General features: G+C 44.7%; 20 protein-coding genes. 13 read left to right on the top strand and 7 right to left on the bottom strand.

Annotation, left to right across the window (positions count from 1 at the left end; translation table 11 throughout):
• Positions 1 to 268: 268 nt before the first annotated feature.
• From kynU to QYB97_RS20065, 4 genes are all read left to right on the top strand, one after another.
• Complete coding sequence (gene kynU / locus QYB97_RS20080) at positions 269 to 1,534, top strand: kynureninase (RefSeq protein WP_301167806.1); 1,266 nt, start codon at positions 269 to 271, stop codon at positions 1,532 to 1,534.
• Positions 1,534 to 2,154, top strand: coding sequence for an arylformamidase (kynB, locus tag QYB97_RS20075; RefSeq protein ID WP_301167805.1), 621 nt, complete (start codon positions 1,534 to 1,536; stop codon positions 2,152 to 2,154). The genes kynU and kynB overlap by 1 nt, the downstream gene beginning before the upstream one ends.
• Positions 2,155 to 2,308: 154 nt before the next feature.
• A complete protein-coding gene (locus QYB97_RS20070; RefSeq protein WP_301167804.1) occupies positions 2,309 to 2,596 on the top strand; it encodes a hypothetical protein in 288 nt (95 codons plus the stop codon).
• A 12-nt stretch (positions 2,597 to 2,608) separates the two neighbouring features.
• The gene (locus QYB97_RS20065) at positions 2,609 to 3,745 is read left to right on the top strand and encodes a conserved virulence factor C family protein (protein ID WP_301167803.1); all 1,137 of its coding nucleotides are present in this window, start codon (positions 2,609 to 2,611) and stop codon (positions 3,743 to 3,745) included.
• A gap of 18 nt (positions 3,746 to 3,763) precedes the next feature.
• Here the strand turns inward: QYB97_RS20065 and QYB97_RS20060 are convergent, their stop codons facing one another.
• Positions 3,764 to 4,642, bottom strand: a complete 879-nt coding sequence (locus tag QYB97_RS20060; protein ID WP_301167802.1) for an alpha/beta fold hydrolase — start codon at positions 4,640 to 4,642, stop codon at positions 3,764 to 3,766.
• Between the two features lie 173 nt (positions 4,643 to 4,815).
• Here QYB97_RS20060 and QYB97_RS20055 point away from each other — a divergent pair, with 173 nt between their 5' ends.
• The 4 genes from QYB97_RS20055 (at position 4,816) to yugI (ending at position 7,551) form a co-directional block, all read left to right on the top strand.
• Entirely contained in the window at positions 4,816 to 4,983 is a 168-nt protein-coding gene (locus tag QYB97_RS20055) for a sporulation protein YjcZ (RefSeq protein ID WP_301167801.1), read from the top strand.
• A gap of 99 nt (positions 4,984 to 5,082) precedes the next feature.
• Positions 5,083 to 5,352, top strand: coding sequence for a hypothetical protein (locus tag QYB97_RS20050; protein WP_301167800.1), 270 nt, complete (start codon positions 5,083 to 5,085; stop codon positions 5,350 to 5,352).
• A gap of 237 nt (positions 5,353 to 5,589) precedes the next feature.
• Complete coding sequence (locus QYB97_RS20045; protein WP_301167799.1) at positions 5,590 to 6,972, top strand: class II fumarate hydratase; 1,383 nt, start codon at positions 5,590 to 5,592, stop codon at positions 6,970 to 6,972.
• A 180-nt stretch (positions 6,973 to 7,152) separates the two neighbouring features.
• Entirely contained in the window at positions 7,153 to 7,551 is a 399-nt protein-coding gene (gene yugI / locus QYB97_RS20040) for a S1 domain-containing post-transcriptional regulator GSP13 (RefSeq protein WP_301167798.1), read from the top strand.
• Positions 7,552 to 7,600: 49 nt separating this feature from the next.
• Here yugI and QYB97_RS20035 read toward each other — a convergent pair whose 3' ends face one another.
• Positions 7,601 to 7,837, bottom strand: a complete 237-nt coding sequence (locus QYB97_RS20035) for a DUF378 domain-containing protein (protein WP_301167797.1) — start codon at positions 7,835 to 7,837, stop codon at positions 7,601 to 7,603.
• Positions 7,838 to 8,076: 239 nt separating this feature from the next.
• On the opposite strand from QYB97_RS20035, the gene QYB97_RS20030 reads away from it, so the two are divergent.
• The 3 genes from QYB97_RS20030 to QYB97_RS20020 all read left to right on the top strand — a co-directional run bounded on the left by QYB97_RS20030 (position 8,077) and on the right by QYB97_RS20020 (position 11,249).
• Positions 8,077 to 9,240, top strand: a complete 1,164-nt coding sequence (locus QYB97_RS20030; protein ID WP_301167796.1) for an iron-containing alcohol dehydrogenase — start codon at positions 8,077 to 8,079, stop codon at positions 9,238 to 9,240.
• A 139-nt stretch (positions 9,241 to 9,379) separates the two neighbouring features.
• Positions 9,380 to 10,729 (top strand): glucose-6-phosphate isomerase, encoded by a 1,350-nt coding sequence (locus QYB97_RS20025; RefSeq protein ID WP_301167795.1) that lies wholly within the window; start codon positions 9,380 to 9,382, stop codon positions 10,727 to 10,729.
• A gap of 112 nt (positions 10,730 to 10,841) precedes the next feature.
• Positions 10,842 to 11,249 carry a YugN-like family protein gene (locus QYB97_RS20020; RefSeq protein WP_301167794.1) on the top strand — a complete coding sequence of 136 codons (408 nt, stop codon included), beginning with the start codon at positions 10,842 to 10,844 and terminating at the stop codon, positions 11,247 to 11,249.
• A 10-nt stretch (positions 11,250 to 11,259) separates the two neighbouring features.
• Here the strand turns inward: QYB97_RS20020 and QYB97_RS20015 are convergent, their stop codons facing one another.
• From QYB97_RS20015 to QYB97_RS20005, 3 genes are all read right to left on the bottom strand, one after another.
• Entirely contained in the window at positions 11,260 to 12,039 is a 780-nt protein-coding gene (locus QYB97_RS20015) for a potassium channel family protein (protein ID WP_301167793.1), read from the bottom strand.
• A 111-nt stretch (positions 12,040 to 12,150) separates the two neighbouring features.
• Positions 12,151 to 13,140 carry a hypothetical protein gene (locus QYB97_RS20010; RefSeq protein WP_301167792.1) on the bottom strand — a complete coding sequence of 330 codons (990 nt, stop codon included), beginning with the start codon at positions 13,138 to 13,140 and terminating at the stop codon, positions 12,151 to 12,153.
• Positions 13,113 to 13,667, bottom strand: a complete 555-nt coding sequence (locus tag QYB97_RS20005) for a hypothetical protein (RefSeq protein ID WP_301167791.1) — start codon at positions 13,665 to 13,667, stop codon at positions 13,113 to 13,115. Before QYB97_RS20005 ends, QYB97_RS20010 begins: the two co-directional genes overlap by 28 nt.
• Before the next feature lie 208 nt (positions 13,668 to 13,875).
• Here QYB97_RS20005 and QYB97_RS20000 point away from each other — a divergent pair, with 208 nt between their 5' ends.
• Complete coding sequence (locus QYB97_RS20000) at positions 13,876 to 14,964, top strand: CotH kinase family protein (RefSeq protein ID WP_301167790.1); 1,089 nt, start codon at positions 13,876 to 13,878, stop codon at positions 14,962 to 14,964.
• Positions 14,965 to 15,000: 36 nt separating this feature from the next.
• On the opposite strand, the gene QYB97_RS19995 is transcribed toward QYB97_RS20000, so the two are convergent.
• Complete coding sequence (locus QYB97_RS19995) at positions 15,001 to 16,719, bottom strand: anti-sigma-I factor RsgI family protein (protein ID WP_301167789.1); 1,719 nt, start codon at positions 16,717 to 16,719, stop codon at positions 15,001 to 15,003.
• A gap of 12 nt (positions 16,720 to 16,731) precedes the next feature.
• Positions 16,732 to 17,142 carry a hypothetical protein gene (locus tag QYB97_RS19990; protein WP_301167788.1) on the bottom strand — a complete coding sequence of 137 codons (411 nt, stop codon included), beginning with the start codon at positions 17,140 to 17,142 and terminating at the stop codon, positions 16,732 to 16,734.
• Positions 17,143 to 17,420: 278 nt separating this feature from the next.
• Here QYB97_RS19990 and QYB97_RS19985 point away from each other — a divergent pair, with 278 nt between their 5' ends.
• Complete coding sequence (locus QYB97_RS19985) at positions 17,421 to 19,094, top strand: serine hydrolase domain-containing protein (RefSeq protein WP_425589830.1); 1,674 nt, start codon at positions 17,421 to 17,423, stop codon at positions 19,092 to 19,094.
• The last annotated feature ends 58 nt before the right edge of the window (positions 19,095 to 19,152 follow it).

Here is a 19,152-nt window from a genome sequence, read left to right as displayed (position 1 = left end):
CCATACTGGATTTTTTTCATAAATCGCTGTTAATCAGGTAGTTAAAAGAAGGTTATTTTAATTGGTCAACAAGCTTTACTTTTTCTACAATATTCTCCAAAAAGTAGTTCGTTTTTCATAGTAACTATTATAATTCGTGTATCTTAGGAATTATGTCGTAATTTGACTGTCACGAAATTGTAATATTTGAAAAGAAAGCGGTTGCATTGAGTAGAGGAAGTTAATTGTTTAAGATAGAAGAAGAAAAGAAAAAGGGGGCGTATAACCAATGACACAAGAATATTGGTCTGAAATGGATGGAAAAGACGAACTTAAGCACTTTAAAGAGAATTTTTATGTGAAAAAAGATCTCCTGTATATGGACGGTAACTCTTTAGGAATTTTGTCAAAAAATGCAGAGAAAACACTAACGGAAGTATTAAATGATTGGAAAAATTTCGGTATTGATGGCTGGACGGCAGGGCAGCATCCCTGGTTTACGCTAAGTGAGCAACTCGGAGGGAAGATGGCACCGTTAATTGGTGCTCATTCAGATGAAGTGATCGTTACTGGCTCGACAACAGGAAATCTTCATCAGCTCGTCTCTACCTTTTTTAAACCCGCTGGCACCAAAACGAAAATCTTGGCGGATGAATTGACATTTCCATCGGACATATATGCGTTGAAAAGCCAGCTCCAGTTAAAAGGCTTAAATCCTGCTGCCCATTTATTATCTGTAAAAAGCCGGGATGGCAGACTGATAGAAGAAGAGGACGTTATCTCCGCCATGACAGAGGAGGTAGCTCTCATTGTGCTTCCTTCTGTACTTTACCGGAGCGGACAACTGCTGGATATGCAGCGGCTGACGGCAGAGGCGCACAAGAGAGGGATTTTGATCGGGTTTGATTTATGTCATTCCATCGGTGCCGTGCCCCATCAACTTTCGGATTGGGAGGTGGACTTCGCTTTTTGGTGCAACTACAAGTATTTAAACGGAGGTCCGGGCAGTGTTGCCGGACTCTATGTGAACCGTAAGCATTTCAAAACCGTTCCGGGTCTTACCGGATGGTTTGGTTCAAACAAAGAAAAGCAGTTTGATATGTCCCATGAATTTGTGCCCGCGGATACATCGGGCGCTTACCAGATGGGAACGCCCCATGTATTGAGCACAGCCCCATTGATTGGGTCACTTGACCTTTTTGCGGAAGCAGGAATGGCGCGGTTGAGGGAAAAGTCGCTTCAGCTTACCCGTTATTTGATGGAATTGATTGAATCGGAGCTGTCTTCCTTTGGTTTTCACATAGGCAATCCGAGGGAAGATAATCGCCGCGGGGGACATGTATGCCTTGAACATCCTGAAGCAGCAAGAATTTGCAAAGCATTAAAAGAAAATCAAGTTGTACCGGATTTCCGGGCGCCGAACGTCATCCGGCTGGCTCCCGTTCCTCTTTACGTTTCATTCCAGGATGTGCATGACACTGTCGCTCGTTTGAAGAAAATCATGGGTGAAAAGCAATATGAGAAATACCCAAATGTCCGGGAGGTGATTGCATAATGGGAAAGCTGATTGATGTTTCCATGCCACTAAGTTCAACCATTCCCATATGGCCCGGTGATACATTATTTGCATATGAACTGACATGGACGAAAGAAGAATCAGGCTCTGTAAATGTTGGTCAAGTTACCATGAGCACCCATACAGGCACTCACATAGATGCCCCTTTCCATTTTGACAGTAATGGGGAGAGAGTATTGGAGTTAGACCTTGATTTGTATGCCGGAACGGCGCTTGTTGTCGATGTCAGCGGGAGAGAATGTATAAGACCGGATGATCTGAAAGATGTAAGTCTTGAGGGAATCCAGAGGGTGCTGCTTAAAACCGGTTCATGGAAGGATCGGAGTGTGTTTCCGTCAATCATCACTTGTCTTCATGAGTCTCTTGCTGCTTATTTATTCGAAAATGGAGTCCGATTGATTGGAGTAGATGTTCCTTCAGTGGATCCCCTTGACAGCAAAGAGCTGTCAGCTCACCATGCGCTGCACAGCAAAGGAATTCATATTCTCGAAGGGCTTGTGCTCGACGATATCGAACCGGGAAAATACCATCTTATGGCACTGCCTCTTCCTTTAAAAGAAGCTGATGGCAGTCCCGTGCGTGCGGTATTAAGTCGGTAGACCCTTTCCGGACACTCGTGCATTATGCGCTGGTGTCTTTTTCTCTTTAAATGGATATTAGAAAACAACCACTCCAATGGAACCCGCCACCTTTGTTTCCTGTACAGGGTTTGTTTATAATAGTAGGGAGCAATATGTCATACGGGGGAACGTTATGTACAAGTATGGATTTCAAAATTACTTCGAAGCGGATTTTACCGCATTTTATCCCGAAGTCATGACAAGCGGACACTGGATCAATGTGTATCTTAACTTCGAATTCTCAAAAGACACTATTCTGCCGGCTGATCTGATCGACCCGAGCGCCCTGGTTGTGTTTGATCTGGACGGCGAGGTACAGGATTTTATTGTGCATGATGAAGGGGTAGACAGTGACTATAAGTTCACAGATAACGAAAAAAAGAAAATGCTGAATTTTATTACACAACAGAAATTGATCTGAAGGAGTGAAAGCATGAAAATCAAAGGCATAGAACCAACGCCGAGTCCGAACTCCATGAAAATAAATATGGATGAAAGCCTGCCGGGAAACGAAAGGTACAACTATACAAAGGATAACCTGGAGGGCGCACCGGATTACATTAAAGAAATCTTCGGTGTGGAAGGGGTCAAAAGCGTATATCATGTGGCAGACTTTATCGCGCTCGACCGCCATCCGCGCGCGGATTGGGAGGACGTACTTGCAGGCGTGCGCGAAGTATTTGGAGATTCTGAAGCCACCACTGAACAGGATAATACGGGTGAGAAAAAGGACGAAGAGTATCTCGAAATTACTGTGCTGATTCAAATGTTCCGGGGATTGCCGATGCAGGTGAAACTGAAAACAGAGAAGGAAGAACGCCGTGCCGGCTTGCCTGAGCGATTTATGAAGGCTGCACTTGAAGCTCAGAAAGCGTCAGATAACCTTGTTATGGAGCGAAAGTGGGAAGAACAAGGGGTGCGATACGGTACCTTTGAGCAAATCGGCCAGGAAGTAGTGGATGAAATATCGGCTGCTTATGACGAAGAGCGTGTACAAAAGCTTGTAGAGCAGGCGTTTCACAGTGAAGAAGGAAAAAAAGCTGCAGAGGAAACCGTTACTTCCACTGAGGTAGCTGAAAAGATGCGGGATGAAGACTGGCAGACACGGTATGCTGCTCTTGAACGCATGAATCCTACCGTGGATGATATTATGGTGCTGAAACAGGCGCTGAAGGATCCAAAGCCTTCCATACGAAGATTGGCAGTCGTATATCTTGGCATGATTGAAGACGAAGCGGTTCTTCCCCTGTTATATGCCGGGTTAAAGGACAAGAACGTTGCGGTAAGACGAACAGCAGGAGACTGTCTGTCAGATTTGGGCAACCCAAAAGCGATTCCTGCCATGTGTGAAGCTTTGGAGGATAAAAATAAACTCGTTCGCTGGCGGGCGGCCCGCTTCCTTTTTGAAGCAGGAGATGAAACCGCAGTTCCCGCTTTAAAATCAGCGGAGGACGATCCCGAATTTGAGGTTCGGCTCCAGGCAAAAATCGCGCTCGAGCGAATTCAAAGCGGAGAAGAAGCGGCCGGTTCTGTGTGGCAGCAGATGATGAGAAGCAGAGAAAATCAATAAATGATCAAAGAAGCGATCCTAGACCGGAGTCTGGATCGCTTCTTTTTTTTGTGGCTGTGCAATGAAGTTTTTTATATCCCGTGCCAGCTCTTTCGGTTTCTCTTCCATGATCAAGTGTCCCGTATCTTTGTAAACGATCAGCCTGGAATTTTTCAAATCACTGTTTAGCCGTTTCCCTGTCGAGAGCGGAATCACCCGGTCATCATCACCATGAATAAGCAGTATAGGATGTTGAATGGAATTGAGTTCAAACGGCTTTAAATCCCCTTCACGGTGCCTGAGCAGCCGGATCAAACTGTCGAAGAACCCTTCTTCCAAAAACTGCTCCCTGTAATCTCTGATCAATTCATCAGTGACCAGGTTCATATTATGAAGGACGCCGCTCAGATCATTTCTTATATCCTTTTTTAATACCCACCGCTTTAACCCCCAGGAAAAGAAAGGCAGATAGGAACAGCATATGATGGGTGTTCCCGCCCGTTTAATATACCCGGAGCAGCCAAGAAGGACCAGCTTGTCGATGAGTGTTCCGTCCTGGCGAGAGGCATGCAGAGCAACCTGTCCGCCCATCGAGTGGCCGACGAGCATTACTTTGGACCAGCCCATTTCCTTGATGAACGATAATACCAGCTTTCCGTAATTGGCCAGTGAATACGTATAGTGCTTGGATTTTTCGCTTTTTCCAAATCCCGGCAGGTCGATGGCCACCACGTGGTATTCATCGGTCAAATAGGGAATCAACTGGCGAAAGCTGATTGTGGAAGACAAAAATCCATGAATCAGGATTAAAATTTTCGCATCAGCATTCGGCGGGGGAAAATCTTCATAATGTATGGTGACATCGCCTAGCTTTTTCCGAAATGCCGGAGTAAGCAGCGGTGTTTTTTTCGTTTCCATTGCATTCCTCCATCATCTATTCGTCATATTTACTTTACCCCATCCTTAATTCTTTACCAAAGAAATAATTTCCTCGAACATGCACAAAATCCGCACTTGCCTCCCTTCCTCTTTACCCTGGTCTGACATATTTTATTAGTGTGAAGACGTAACAGATGAAGGAGGTTTGTAATATGGCATATCCTTATGGTGCTGGTTTTCCGGCCTATGGCTACGGCTATGGCTATGGCGTAGCCGGCGGTGGCGGATATGGATTTGGTTATGGCTGGGTTTGGGCTGTGTTAATCATCATATTTATACTTCTCCTTATCTTTGGAGGTTTATGGTGGTTCTTCAGATAAGGAATGTGAAGGGCTTGAAGTCTCAAGCTTCAGGCTCTTTCCATGAATAAAGCTGGCGAAAAAGGGGATAATGTATCAAAAAAATGGAGCGATCGGCGAATGCATAGCAAACATACCGTATTATATATATGTGAAGAATACTTAAGCGGCAATTGTTATTATTACAAAACCGAGCTGATTACCCATGATTCCTGGCGAAAGCCGGAGTCTATTTCGTGGTCCCGCCCCCGTCCCATTTCAAAAGCGACCTTCATGAAACAGAAAAAGGCCGGATACCGGACAGAACACCGGAAAATAAAAAAATCACCTGCTGTGGTCATCGCTTTACATAAGGAAAGCGATAAGCTGGCACCCATTGAATCAAGCTAGAAAGCAGTCTCTATGTATAGAGGCTTCTTTTTTTTCAACAAGAAGCAGACGAGCCAGGTTTTTTACAAAAAAAAGCAGGCATGTGGTGGCATGCCTGCAAAGAAAAAGGGGATATAGAATGCTGCCTTATCAGTATGGACAGCTGTTAAAAAGATAAACCATAAAATGTGAAAAAAGAGGGAATAAAGGAAAATGAGGATAAGCGGTTTAACCGTAAAGTGAGAAAGGAGATGCATTATGACGGAATACAGAACAGCGAAAGATACTCTTGGTGAAGTTCAGGTACCAAAAGAGGCATATTATGGGGCTCAAACCCAGCGGGCAGTGGAAAACTTCCCGATCAGCGGGCAGCGGCTTCCTTTTGCTTTTGTAAAGGCACAAGCAGTTATTAAGGCGAGTGCTGCAGCGGCAAACCGTGACTGCGGGGAATTGGATAAAATAAAAGCAAACGCCATTATTCAGGCAGCGGAGGAAGTGATGGACGGGAAGCTTACCGATCAGTTTGTGGTTGATGCTTATCAGGCGGGAGCGGGTACCTCACAGAACATGAATGCGAATGAGGTCATCGCCAGCCGTGCATCAGAGCTTCTAGGCGGCGAAAAAGGGGATTGGAGCAAAGTCCATCCCAATGACCACGTCAACATGGCTCAATCCACAAATGATACGATTCATGTAGCCATCAATATCAGCACCGCACAGGAACTTTATGTGAAACTGTATCCGGCCCTTGAAGAAACCATCACAGCTCTTAGAAAAAAACAGGAAGAATTTCATAACATCATCCGGTCCGGCCGTACTCATCTGCAGGATGCTGTGCCCATGAGGCTTGGCCAGTCGTTTGGAGGGTATGCGGAAAGTCTTCAAAAAGTCCATGATGCGCTTAAGCAAAGCGAACCCTTCCTGTTTGAAATCGGCCTTGGAGGAAATGCCGTCGGTACAGGAATAAACGCGCATCCTGAATATAGTGATAAGGCAATAAACGAGGTGGCGAAGCGTACGGGCCTTCCATTTGCCCAGCCAACTGACCGCTTCCGTTTCATGCAGAACAACGGCGCAGCGATTCAGATCAGCAGTCATTTAAAGGAATTGGCCATCCATCTCATCAAAATCTCTTCGGACTTGCGATTGCTGAGTTCGGGGCCGAGAACCGGTATTGCGGAAATCCAGCTGCCAGCTGTCCAGCCGGGTTCGTCGATCATGCCAGGGAAGGTAAATCCGGTCATCCTGGAAAATTTATATATGATTTGTGCCCAAGTGATTGGCAATGATACGTGTGTGACAACTGCGGGAATCGGGAGCCAGCTGGAAATCAACGTTATGATGCCGGTGATCGGACTCAACCTCCTTCATTCCATTACGATTCTTTCTTCAGGGATGCGGACCTTCACTGAACGCTGCTTAAGCGGCCTGGAAGCCAATGAAGACCGGATTAAAGAATTGATGGAGCAGAGTCTCGCCATTGCAACCGCATTGAATCCGAAGACAGGCTATGAAAAAGCTGCTGAAGTGGCGAAGGAAAGCTTCAGCTCAGGTAAGACGGTCAAGGAAATTGCCGTTGAAAAAGGATATGTTACAAAAGAAGAGGCCGAAACATTGCTGAATCCGGAACGGTTGGTTTAATAAAGAAAAAAGTTTCCAATAACGCCAAATATGGGTATGAGAATGAGGTGAAACTCAAACTTATGCCCTATTTGCTTGAATTAGGGCATGGGCAGTAGGTTTTATCCTGTTACATTCGTTTTCTTTTATTACCCGTGTGTGTTATACTTAATAGGTTAAAAAATAGTTAGGAGTGTTTTCATGAATTTTGAAGTAGGTAGCATCGTTGAAGGTAAAGTAACTGGAATTAAACCGTTTGGTGCTTTCGTCGCTTTAAACGACGAAGTTCAGGGATTGGTTCATATCTCTGAGGTTTCTCATAGCTTTGTTAAAGACATTAACGACGTATTAAAAGTGGGGGATATCGTACAGGTAAAAGTTCTTTCTGTTGACGCGGATTCAAAAAAGATTTCTCTTTCCATCCGTCAAACTCAGGAAGCTCCAGCTCAAGCTCCTAAAAAAGAGCGTCGTCCGGCACCAAAGAAGCAAGCGGCTCAAGATTCTTCCAAAGGCTTTAACACACTAGAAGCAAAGCTTAAAGAATGGTTGAAAGAGTCTACAGACCGTCAAGCTCAGCTTAACAAACGCCTTAAGAAATAAATAAAAAAAGCTCTTCCCTCAGGGGAAGAGCTTTTTTTATTGCTCCAAATTATACGCGGTTTGTTTCAACGCGGTCTTCACGTTCAACTTCATGAGATGGTTTGAAAAGAAGAGTCAGGCAATATAAACCGGATAATCCAACCAATCCATAAACGATTCGGGCAAGAGCTGCATCCTGGCCGCCGAAAATGGCTGCCACGAGATCGAATTGGAAGAAGCCGACGAGACCCCAGTTGATTGCACCAATGATGACCAGCGCTAATGCTGTACGTTGTAATCCATTCATGGTATTACCTCCTTAGGAATGAAATAGATTGCAGTAAATAGGATGACTTCTTTCTGTTACATTTATACATTTCCACTTGAACAAGAACCCTAAACCTTTTTTTGTATTTTATGCAACTTTTGTTAAATAGCTTGTTCAATGTTTGTTCACATTATTTATCCCGCAAGCCGATTTCTTTACTTTTAAAATCGCGATGATGGATAATACTAACGAAGTATTGGATACTGGGAGGTAAAAAAATGAATTCATTTACGTACTATAACCCCACACGATTAGTGTTTGGAAAAGGACAGCTCAGCCAGCTTTCCACTGAAATGGAACCTTATGGCAAGAACGTTTTGCTTGTGTATGGCGGTGGAAGCATTAAGCGCAGCGGCCTTTATGAGCAGGTAACAAGCGAACTGGAAAAAATGGGCGCTGAGGTTCATGAACTTTCAGGAGTCGAGCCTAACCCGCGATTAACGACTGTGAAAAAAGGTGTAGAAATCTGTAAAGAAAATAATGTTGATTTCATTCTTGCAGTAGGCGGCGGCAGTGTAATTGATTGCACCAAAGCGATTGCTGCAGGTGCAAAATATGATGGCGATGTTTGGGATTTTGTTACAAAAAAAAGCACGCCGAAGGAAGCAGTTCCGTTTGGCACCGTGCTTACCCTTGCAGCAACAGGTTCTGAAATGAACTCCGGATCAGTTATTACGAATTGGGAAACCAATGAAAAATATGGCTGGGGAAGCCCACTCGTGTTCCCTAAATTTTCAATCCTGGATCCTGTAAACACATTCACCGTTCCGAAAGATCATACCATTTATGGAATGGTGGATATGATGTCCCATGTGCTTGAAACGTATCTCAACCATACAGAGAACGCGCTTCTTCAGGACCGGTTTGCAGAATCCATTCTTAGAACGGTAATTGAAACAGCTCCTAAAATGGTGGAGGATCTTGAGAACTATGATCTTCGCGAAACCATTCTTTATAACGGAACAATGGCACTGAACGGAACAATTGCAATGGGCGTCCGAGGTGACTGGGCTACCCATAACCTGGAACATGCAGTATCTGCTGTTTATGATATTCCTCATGCCGGCGGATTGGCTATCCTGTTCCCGAATCTGCTTCGCCATGTTTTGGAGGAAAATCCTGCCCGCTTGAAGCAACTGGCTGTCCGCGTGTTCAATGTGGATGCTGAAGGAAAATCAGACCGTGACGTTGCCCTTGAAGGAATTGATAAGCTGTCTTCGTTCTGGACTTCTATCGGTGCCCCAAACCGTCTTGCGGATTATGACATTGATGACTCAAAGCTCGACCTGATCGCTGACAAAGCAATGGCAAATGGCGAGTTTGGCAACTTTAAAAAGTTAAATAAAGAGGATGTGCTTGAAATTTTACGCATGTCCCTGTAAAGGATAGGGAAAGTAACAGTTGAACTTCTTTACGTTTAAACGCAAATCAGGAGAGCCGTTTTCTAACGGTTTTCTTGATTTGTCCTTTTTAGTTCTGTAAAGTAGAGAAGACTAATACAAAAAAACGGAGGCGTGTACATTGGCCAGCAAACTACGTTTTGATTACAGCAAAGCTTTACCTTTTTTAGGTGACCATGAAGTAACGAATTTGTCAGCATTGGTTAAAGCGGCACACGAACAAATCCATAATAAAACAGGCGCAGGCAGTGACTTTTTAGGATGGGTGGATCTTCCAAATGAGTATGATAAAGAAGAATTTGCCCGTATCCAAAAAAGCGCAGAGAAAATTAAAAATGATTCCGATGTATTGATCGTGATAGGAATTGGCGGTTCGTACCTGGGAGCAAGGGCAGCGATTGAAATGCTGAACCATTCATTCTACAACATGCTTTCAAAAGAAGATCGCAAAACACCACAGGTTATTTTTGCGGGACAAAATATTTCTTCTACTTATATGAAGGACTTGCTTCAATTGATTGAAGGCAAGGATGTATCCGTAAACGTCATTTCAAAATCCGGAACAACAACGGAACCGGCGATTGCGTTCCGTATTTTCCGCAAATTGTTAGAAGAGAAATATGGAAAAGAAGAAGCACGTAAACGCATTTATGCAACGACAGACCGTGCAAAAGGCGCTTTGAAAACATTGGCGGACGAAGAAGGCTATGAAAGCTTTGTGATTCCTGACGATGTTGGAGGACGTTATTCCGTACTGACAGCTGTTGGACTTCTGCCAATTGCGGTCAGCGGCGTGAATATTGAAGAAATGATGAGTGGTGCTGCCGATGCCAGCAAGGCATACTCTTCTCCTGAACTTGCTGAAAATGAAGCGTATCAATATGCAGCAGCCCGAAATGCTTTGTACAACAAAGGGAAAACCATTGAGCTTATGGTGAACTACGAACCAAGTCTTCACTATGTATCTGAGTGGTGGAAACAGTTGTACGGCGAAAGTGAAGGCAAGGACAATAAAGGTATTTATCCTGCGTCCGTTGACTTTTCAACTGATCTTCACTCCATGGGCCAATACGTTCAGGAAGGACGGCGCGATCTTTTCGAAACTGTGCTGAATGTAGAGACACCACGTGAGGAAATTACCATTGAAGAGGACGATCAAAATCTCGACAAGCTGAATTTCCTGGCAGGAGAAACCATGGATTTTGTAAATAATAAAGCCTTCCAGGGAACGCTTCTTGCCCATACCGATGGCGGCGTGCCTAACCTGGTGGTTACTATTCCAGAATTAACACCATATCATTTTGGCTATCTGGTGTATTTCTTTGAAAAGGCCTGCGCGGTCAGCGGATATCTTCTTGGAGTAAATCCTTTCGACCAGCCTGGAGTGGAAGCATACAAGAAGAATATGTTTGCGCTGCTTGGCAAGCCTGGCTTTGAGAAAGAAAAAGAAGAACTTGAAAAACGCTTATAATATGATGAGATGACCTCTAGTGGGGTCATCTTTTTTCATTTCTGTCAGGGCTTATTTTCTTTCTTTTGGGGATGATAAACATAAACTGAACTGAAAGAAAAGGAGTGAAACCATGATTCCATTGAAAAGCAAGCTGGAAAATGAAGTATTTGCCTTCAATGAGCTCGAGGATAAGCTGAAAGAAATGGGCTTTACGATCGGTGGTAACTGGGATTATGATCATGGGTATTTCGATTATAAGCTGGATGATGAGGTGGGATATACGTTTGTCAGAGTTCCTTTTACAGCCTACGAAAAGGAGATTGATCAGCAAGGTTCGTTAGTGACGCTTGGAGAGCCTTTTTTGCTTGGGCATAAATACCAGATCGGGCTCGACGATCATGCCAATGTAGGAGCTGTAGGAGGGAGTTTCAATCAGTTTGCCGAACCGCAGGATCCAGATGCTTCTATTGATGATAAATGGATTGACATCGGAAAAACACTTGTGGAAAAAGTAGAAGGCAGGTTACTGCAGGAGTAGAGGGAAGCCTTTACTCTTTTTTTAATGAACGGTGACAGAGTTGGGCCATTGTTTCTCCTGCCAGAGAAGTGGTTTTGATCAGTTCATCTGCTCCTGCCCGTAAACTGTTATTAAGCTGTTCGGAAGTTAAAATTTCAGCGATGACCGGAATGGATGGATCTATTCCCTTTATTGTAATGATGGACAAAATGGTATGCATGTCCGCTTCAGATTCTTTCAAGTTTTGGTCTGCTGTCAAGAGGACGGTTTTTGCTTTGGCAAGATGGGCTTTTTTCCAGGTGTCATCTGCAGAAGGATCGCCTTTTATGAAAAGCACACCCTCATCATTTAAGGGGTTCTTATTAAGAGAAGCATCTACAAGCACAATTTTTTGGCCGTTCTGTTCCTTTTGCAGCGTGAGAATGGTTTGTTTGGCACGTTCGTTCCAACCTACAATAATGAGGTGTCCGCTTCCTTTAAACATCAATTTTCCCTCTCTGAACTTATTCTGAACATTGATTACAGCCGAGGCTGCATTAACGGTGAAAAAGGCGATAAAAGAACCACCAATAAAGACCAGAATAATGGCCACAAAACGGCCGTAAAAAGTCTTGGGAACAAAATCTCCAAAACCAACGGTCGCACCAGTCATTACCGCCCAGTAAATTCCTTCAAATACTGTGGGGAAACTGCCTGGCTCGATGTAATGAATAAGGATGCCAAACAAGATCATTAGGGATCCGATGATGCTGAAAAGCCGAATGAGCATCGGCAGACGAAGATATGAAAAAATAAACTCCTCAAATTTCATAAGGCACATCCTTGGGTAATTTATTACCATTATGCCCGGTATTTTACGAAGTAAAACAAACAAAAGAAGCTGCTCTGGCAAGAGCGGCTTCTTTTTTTGTAAACTGTAAAACTACATAGCACTAATGCTTTTAATGTGATCTGGCATAATGCGGTGAAGCACATTGTCGGCAAGGACAACAATATGGCCATCTGCATATTGGGTTAAAACACCCTCAATGGCGTCCGGACCTCCGCGGTTGATTTTCACTCTTCTGTTTGTCAGGCGGTCAAACAGGTGGTTAAACCCATATTCCCTGTACAGCGGCAGTTCCATTGCAGCGCCAGCCTGGCGTCTTCCAGTTGTGAAACCTCCAGTGCCACCTGTCGCACGCCCGGTGCCTCTCCCCGTACCGCGACCAGTACCTCTTCCAGTTCCGCGTCCGGTAGTAACAGGGCTTTCACCTCTGCCCGTACCGCGGCCAGTGCCACGCCCGGTACCTCTTCCAGTGCCGCGTCCGGTAACAGGACTTTCACCTCTGCCCGTACCGCGGCCAGTGCCACGCCCGGTACCTCTTCCAGTGCCGCGTCCGGTAACAGGGCTTTCACCTTTGCCTGTACCACGCCCGGTACCTCTTCCAGTACCGCGGCCGGTTCGGCTTCCACCAGCATCTCCCTCATCACCCGCTGCCTCTTCCTGCTCCTGAACCACGCTTACACTTTTTATATGGTCGGTATTGAAGTAAACAATGCCTTCCTTTTCGGTATCAAGTGCAACATAATCATATGTGCTTAACATAAGGGTTCCCTGTCTGGATTCAGGGCCACCGCGGTTAATTTGTACATTTTGTCCAATCAAGTTGTCCATAATGGCAGAAAAGCAGCTAGGTGTATGGTAATCCCAGAATACTCCCTCTGTTTCACTGGCCTCTCCGTTGTCGTTTTGCAGAGCTTCTCCGACACTTCTTAAATGCCGCGCCGCATAATAGACGACTCCCTCGTTTGTTCCGACAACCATGTAGTTATAGCCTGAATGAAGCAATTGGCCAGCTTTGGCTTCGGGACCTCCTTTATTGACATTGATCCTTCTGCCAATCATTGAGTTGATGTTAAAATCAGACATTCATGTTCTCCTTTCAGAACCGTAGATTCGATTTTGTTGTTGCATAGTAAAAATATATGTAGACAACCATCATTCGGCGCTGGTACAAGCGCCTTTTTCCATGAAAAGCAACGCTTGCCTAAATGAAATGAAAACAGATAGAGCCTGGGCTCTATCTGTAAAAAATACTCGGTTACCTGCTTAGCTGGATCTTCGAGTGCGGCGTGTTCTTCTTGTTCTTCGTCGACCAGAACGACCAGAACGACCAGAACGACCGGAACGACCGGAACGCTTAGCGCTTCTTCTTGAACTGCTCGAGCTTGAACTGCTGGATCTTCTGGTTCTTCTTGATCGTCTTGATCTTCTTCCAGAACGGCCGGAACGACCAGAACGGCCAGAACGGCCAGAACGTTTTCCAGAACGCTTTCCTGATCTTTTGCCGGAACGTCTGCTTCTTCTCGAACTTGAGCTAGAACTTGAGCTCGAGCTGGAACTTGAACTTGAGCTTGAACTTGAACTTGAGCTTGAGCTTTCTTCAGATGGATCATTATGCCATACGCTCATGAGTAGACCTCCAATACTCTAAAATATGAAAAGAACGGAGTATACTTTCTTTTCAAATATAATGTACGTGAGTTTTCACTTTCTGCTTGGACAGACGTCACAGAAAGGAGGCCCTTTTTAGCATTGATTTGTGGCGCTTACCTTCTTCTCAACATAGAGATAAGTATCAACCTAAGGAGAGATTGAAGAATCATGTCTAAAGGTATATTGCCGGAGTATCGTCTCTCTGTTCCAATTAAAGGGGCCAAGTCAATAGAAAAGGGAAGATGGGCCAACCAGCCGGTTAAAGGGAGATTAAAAACCGAAAACGGGTCCTATGAAACAACCGTGAAATACAGAGGGGCGCATATTCGCAAATTCCCAAAAAAGTCCTATGATTTTGTTTTTCCATCCTCGCGGCTGTTTACCGGGGCCAAAAGGATTCATATGAATGCTGAATACAATGATCCTTCTCTAATGAGGAATAAGCTGTCCCTTGATTTCTTTCGCGATATTGGAGTACTGTCCCCGGAAGCAAGCCATGTCACATTGTACATCAACAGCTTATATCAAGGTGTTTATCTCCAATTGGAGTCGGTCGACCAGCTGTTTTTTAAAAAAAGAGGGCTTCCTGACGGCAGTATCTACTATGCTGTTTCAGAAAATGCCAATTTCTCAAAGTACAATCCTACAACCGGCAAACAGAAGCGGTCCGTTACCTCAGGATATGAAATTAAGTATGATCCCAATCATTCATTTCAGCACTTGAGAAAGCTGCTGAATTGCGTGCTAACATCTTCGGATAAGGAGTTTCCTGCAAAAATTGAACCATTGCTGAATCTGGAAACTTATTTTCGATGGCTTGGCGGAGCGGTCTGCACGCAGAATTTTGATGGTTTTATCCATAACTATTCTCTTTACAAGCATGGGGAGACCGGACAGTTTGAAATCATGCCCTGGGATTACGATGCCACATGGGGCAGGGATATTCATGGAGATGTGATGGAGAACAAGTATGTTCCCATTGATGGGTACAATACGCTGACGGCACGCCTGCTGCTTCATAGTAATTATCGGAAACAGTACAAACGGGTCATGGAGCAGCTGCTCGAGGAAGCTTTCACATTGGAAGCCATGGAGGGGAAAATTGAACGGCTTTATTCTTCAATAAGACCGCATATCGTTAAGGATCCTTATAAGCACTACTCTCTTTCAAAATTCGATCAGGAGCCGGAATACATTTATACATTCATCAAGAAAAGAAATAAATATCTAAAGAAACGGCTGCACCGCCTTCAATAAAAAATCCTGCTGAACAGGTGTTCAGACAGGATTTTTTTATGCTGCATCGTCAATGCTTGCTGAAGATGCAGTAAGTTCTTCATTTATCTGTCCCACGGCTGAACGGGTATCTTCCTGTACAGGAGCGGGTTCAGCCTCCGCTGCTTCTTGTTGATTTTGATTAACACCGCCACAGTCCGGTTCAGATGCCTCTGAAAGAGAGGTGTCTTTTTGCTTTTCACTGACTGGAACTGTCCTTTCTTTCTGCGGTTCATTCATCTCAACAGCTGTTTCTTTTGAGTTTTGGGACGGTACGGAAGCTTCAACTTTTTCTGGTAATTTTATTTCAATCTCCACGGACGGAGCTTTAGGTCTATCTGTATTCTTACTTTCCTCACGTTCTGGTGCGCTTGCGGGTTTTGTTTCTTCTTTTGAAACGGAAGAAGAAGGGGTGCTTGCCTTTTCTTCTTTTGGAACTGAAACAGGTGGAAGAGAAGTCTTTACTTCTTTATCCGTTTCCCTGGGAATTGAGATAACTGCAGTACCAGATCCTTTTGATTCTTGACTGGCAGGTGCTGCTGGTTTGTCCGTTTTCTTTTCTTGGACCGGTGCTGGCGTCGCGACAGGAGCACTTTGCTTTACCGGCTCAGCAGCAGGAGCACTTGTTTTTGCTGGCTCAGCAGCAGGTGCTTTTACTGCATCAATTACGGGAAGGGTGACCGGCTGATTTTTTGAATTTCGTTCATTGCTGCTTTTATTCGCAGGTACCGGGGGACCGGGCTGTGCTGGAGCAGCGGGTGCAGCAGGAATTGGTTTACTCATGCTGCATTCTGCATCCTTCTTTGCCGCGGATTGGTCAACTGCCATTTCCGTTGGTTTGTCGCTTTTTATGCCCGAATTCTCTCTCAGAATGAGGACAGGATCATCCTCATAAACCGGGTGTGAGGTTTCCGCGATGCCATCCCGAGAAGGTTCGTTATGAACAAAAACAGAGACATGTTTATATTCTCCTAGAGGGGTAGTCGATAGCAGGTCGCTGATCGGCCCAACCGTATCTGACAGCTCCTGAATGCTTTTTTTCTTGATATCGGTTTGTGTAATAGGGATTCCTGCTTCTTTTGCCGCCATGAAAATCGCATATTTAGCAGGGGTAAGACCGCTTTTCTTTGCCCGTTTTCTTTCTTTGTTGGAAATAATCAATGAAGTCATGTCAATTTTGTTTTCCAACGCTTTTTGTTCCATCAGAGAATTGATTTTCTGCTCAATTTTTTGCTGTGTTTCTTTACTGACGTCCTTCGTCAGAGTGGTAGTAACAATAACTTCCTGATCTGGCTTAATGAACCCTTTGGCCCTGCAGATTTTGAAAATTTTCCCGGTCACTTTTTCAAGCGGCTGTCCATGATAATCTTCAAGAAGAGCAACCAGTTTTTTACCGTCTGAATTATAGGCAGTAATGTGTTGCACGAGCATGTCATCATCAATGGATAATTCGATGCTTGGATTCATCTCCATGCCCACATAGGCATATACCCCTTGTCCAGTGTTGGGGGCGAGCTGAAAAAATAATAAGAGGATGGCAAAGGTAAACACGGTAGCTGATTTCCAGTTGAACACCGGAAGACTGAACAAAGGCCTTGATTGTGGTTCATTGGGCAGGAGGATATCACTTCCTACCGCATAAGGCTGTCCATTGTTTTTTACCTTGCGAAAAACACCGCCCTCAGATAGAACGATGATGTGGTGCCGTTTAACTTCTACCACAATTCCTTTTGTCATCGTAAGGGCCTCCTATTCCGGCAAATAGCCTTTAAGATAATGATAGTCTTCAACAATAATGAGAGCGATAGCAATAATGTAAGGTGTGTAACGTTTAAAGCTCTTGTCAGGAAATTCTTCTGATAGCTGGGATGCAGGCAGACCTTTTTTTGTAAGAAAAAGAGATTTAAGTTCTGTATTGTTTGCTATGTAAGAGGCAATGGCGTAGGCATCGAGTCTGGTTTTCTTCGAATGGGGGGTTAACTTTGGCATCTCGCAAATTTTGATGCCAAATTGCAAAAGTCTGCTTTTGTAATGTTCAATTTCCTTATCAGGTGAAATGGATGCAGATTGCAGATGAGCTGCAACTGAAGAGCGGGAAGCAAGGTCAGGTGATGAATGGGTCTTGATATTCATTTTTCTTCGTTTAAGCCAGCTGATCATAGCTACCCTCCATTTCTCCTATACTATATTCAGAAAATAATAACTCTCAGATTATAGTATGGAAAGCTAAAAAAAAACAGGGTCAATAGTCATGCTTTGGTAATTTATGAGGGGGAAAAAAGTTTGGTAATGATTACAGTTTACTAGATTTTTTGACAAGAAGTTTCCAAAAGATAGGAAAGGGCCGGCACAAGAATGGGACATTGGTTCCATGGCTTTTTCAGTATATCGTTGCTACTCTTTACTAAGGGATTGAATTTTCTGAAAATGGAGGGAAAATGATGAAAAAATGGAAACAGCCGGCAGCGGCAATCGTCGGTCTGAGTATGATTTTATCAGCAGGTGCACCGGCTTTCGCTCAGGGAAAACAAGTGCAAAGCAGCCCGGTCAACTATTTTAAGCCGGGTGACTGGAATTATCCTGGCTCCTCATCACCTGTAATCCACAATGGAACACCAAGAAGTGCGGGTCTTTATCCTGAAGCACTGAACACAATTGACACGACTATGAATAATGCCATGGCGACGAAGATGTTCCCCGGCGGGGTGGTTTTGGTCGCAAGAAAAGGATCCATCGCCAAATGGGATGCATATGGCTATGCTTCCCGGTATACGGACGATAAGTATACAGAGCTGGAACATCCGGTTCCTATGAGAAAAGATACGATATTCGATTTGGCATCCATCAGCAAGATTTTTACCACCACGGCTGCTATGAAGCTGTACGAGCAAGGGGAATTTCAGCTCGATGATCCTGTCGGCAAGTATATCCCAGAATTTAATGAAAACGGAAAAGAAAAGGTGACGATCCGCCAGCTCCTTACACATACCTCGGGTTTTGAGCCGTTTATTCCGGTCTATAAGATGGGGACAAACAGGGAAGACCGCTTGCATATCATCCTGACTTACCCGCTGAAAAACGCGCCAGGCACCACTTATACATACAGCGATTTGAACATGATTACCCTTGGGGTGCTGGTCGAACGGCTTTCGGGCAAACGTCTTGATGAATATGTGAAAGAAGTGATAACGGGTCCTTTGAAGATGAAGGACACGATGTATAACCCACCCGCTTTTTTAAAGCCAAGAATTGCTGCCACAGAATATGAACCTTATATCAACAGGGGCATGGTGTGGGGAGAAGTCCACGATGAAAATGCATGGTCACTTGATGGAGTGGCCGGGCATGCAGGCGTCTTTTCCTCGGCACATGATCTGGCCACCTTTGCCCACATGTTCCTGCAAAACGGAAAGTATGGCTCCACAAGGATTCTGAAGCCTTCAACCGTCAGATTACTGGAAGAGAATCAGCTTCCTCAATTCCCTTCGGATTCTCACGGGCTTGGCTGGGAATTGGACCAGGGATGGTACATGGATGCGCTGTCTGACGCAACCACACTTGGCCATACCGGGTTTACAGGAACAACGATGGTCATCAGTCCTAAAAACCAGACCATTGTCTTAACATTGACCAACCGTGTACACCCAACACGAACGATGCCATCGATTAATCCGGTTCGAAGAGATGTGGCGCGTGCTGCGGCAGATGCGATCCCTGTTTCTCTGCCTAATCATGAAAAAGCCTGGTTCGCGGGCTATGGCGATAAACTCTCCCGGCTGCTCGTTTATGAATTGAAGAAACCGGCCGCCACTGTAAGCTTTGAAACATGGTTTGAAATTGAAAAGGGAAGCGACAATGGGACGGTAGAAGCATCAGCAGACGGCGTCACCTGGCAGAAAACAGCTTCTTCCTTTACGGGAAAAAGCAGCGGCTGGAAGAAGGAAACCACAGCCTTGCCAGCCGGCACAAAGTTTGTCCGCTTTTTGTATACAACGGATGCCAGTGTTAACGGCCGGGGCTGGTATGTAAAAGATGTGAAAGCAAAGGATGCCGCAGGTAAAGGTATTGCAAAACAAGTGACAGACAGCCAATGGACCAAACGAAATCATTAAAACGTGAACGGCCGCCGCTTCTGTGGCGGTTTTTTGTGTTTTTTCATGAGTGTCACTT

The organism is Fictibacillus fluitans, assembly GCF_030418125.1.
GTDB classification, from domain to species: domain Bacteria; phylum Bacillota; class Bacilli; order Bacillales; family Fictibacillaceae; genus Fictibacillus_C; species Fictibacillus_C fluitans.
The sequence above is the reverse complement of the archived record's forward strand: the minus strand, read 5'-3'. Positions and strand labels throughout refer to the sequence as shown.

What these genes read in the sequence shown, in the direction of transcription:
- kynU (WP_301167806.1), top strand. Translation starts at nt 269, where the DNA reads ATGACACAAGAATATTGGTCTGAAATGGATGGAAAAGACGAACTTAAG.
- kynB (WP_301167805.1), top strand. Translation starts at nt 1,534, where the DNA reads ATGGGAAAGCTGATTGATGTTTCCATGCCACTAAGTTCAACCATTCCC.
- QYB97_RS20070 (WP_301167804.1), top strand. Translation starts at nt 2,309, where the DNA reads ATGTACAAGTATGGATTTCAAAATTACTTCGAAGCGGATTTTACCGCA.
- QYB97_RS20065 (WP_301167803.1), top strand. Translation starts at nt 2,609, where the DNA reads ATGAAAATCAAAGGCATAGAACCAACGCCGAGTCCGAACTCCATGAAA.
- QYB97_RS20060 (WP_301167802.1), bottom strand. Translation starts at nt 4,642, where the DNA reads ATGGAAACGAAAAAAACACCGCTGCTTACTCCGGCATTTCGGAAAAAG.
- QYB97_RS20055 (WP_301167801.1), top strand. Translation starts at nt 4,816, where the DNA reads ATGGCATATCCTTATGGTGCTGGTTTTCCGGCCTATGGCTACGGCTAT.
- QYB97_RS20050 (WP_301167800.1), top strand. Translation starts at nt 5,083, where the DNA reads ATGCATAGCAAACATACCGTATTATATATATGTGAAGAATACTTAAGC.
- QYB97_RS20045 (WP_301167799.1), top strand. Translation starts at nt 5,590, where the DNA reads ATGACGGAATACAGAACAGCGAAAGATACTCTTGGTGAAGTTCAGGTA.
- yugI (WP_301167798.1), top strand. Translation starts at nt 7,153, where the DNA reads ATGAATTTTGAAGTAGGTAGCATCGTTGAAGGTAAAGTAACTGGAATT.
- QYB97_RS20035 (WP_301167797.1), bottom strand. Translation starts at nt 7,837, where the DNA reads ATGAATGGATTACAACGTACAGCATTAGCGCTGGTCATCATTGGTGCA.
- QYB97_RS20030 (WP_301167796.1), top strand. Translation starts at nt 8,077, where the DNA reads ATGAATTCATTTACGTACTATAACCCCACACGATTAGTGTTTGGAAAA.
- QYB97_RS20020 (WP_301167794.1), top strand. Translation starts at nt 10,842, where the DNA reads ATGATTCCATTGAAAAGCAAGCTGGAAAATGAAGTATTTGCCTTCAAT.
- QYB97_RS20015 (WP_301167793.1), bottom strand. Translation starts at nt 12,039, where the DNA reads ATGAAATTTGAGGAGTTTATTTTTTCATATCTTCGTCTGCCGATGCTC.
- QYB97_RS20010 (WP_301167792.1), bottom strand. Translation starts at nt 13,140, where the DNA reads ATGTCTGATTTTAACATCAACTCAATGATTGGCAGAAGGATCAATGTC.
- QYB97_RS20005 (WP_301167791.1), bottom strand. Translation starts at nt 13,667, where the DNA reads ATGATCCATCTGAAGAAAGCTCAAGCTCAAGTTCAAGTTCAAGCTCAA.
- QYB97_RS20000 (WP_301167790.1), top strand. Translation starts at nt 13,876, where the DNA reads ATGTCTAAAGGTATATTGCCGGAGTATCGTCTCTCTGTTCCAATTAAA.
- QYB97_RS19995 (WP_301167789.1), bottom strand. Translation starts at nt 16,719, where the DNA reads ATGACAAAAGGAATTGTGGTAGAAGTTAAACGGCACCACATCATCGTT.
- QYB97_RS19990 (WP_301167788.1), bottom strand. Translation starts at nt 17,142, where the DNA reads ATGATCAGCTGGCTTAAACGAAGAAAAATGAATATCAAGACCCATTCA.
- QYB97_RS19985 (WP_425589830.1), top strand. Translation starts at nt 17,421, where the DNA reads ATGATGAAAAAATGGAAACAGCCGGCAGCGGCAATCGTCGGTCTGAGT.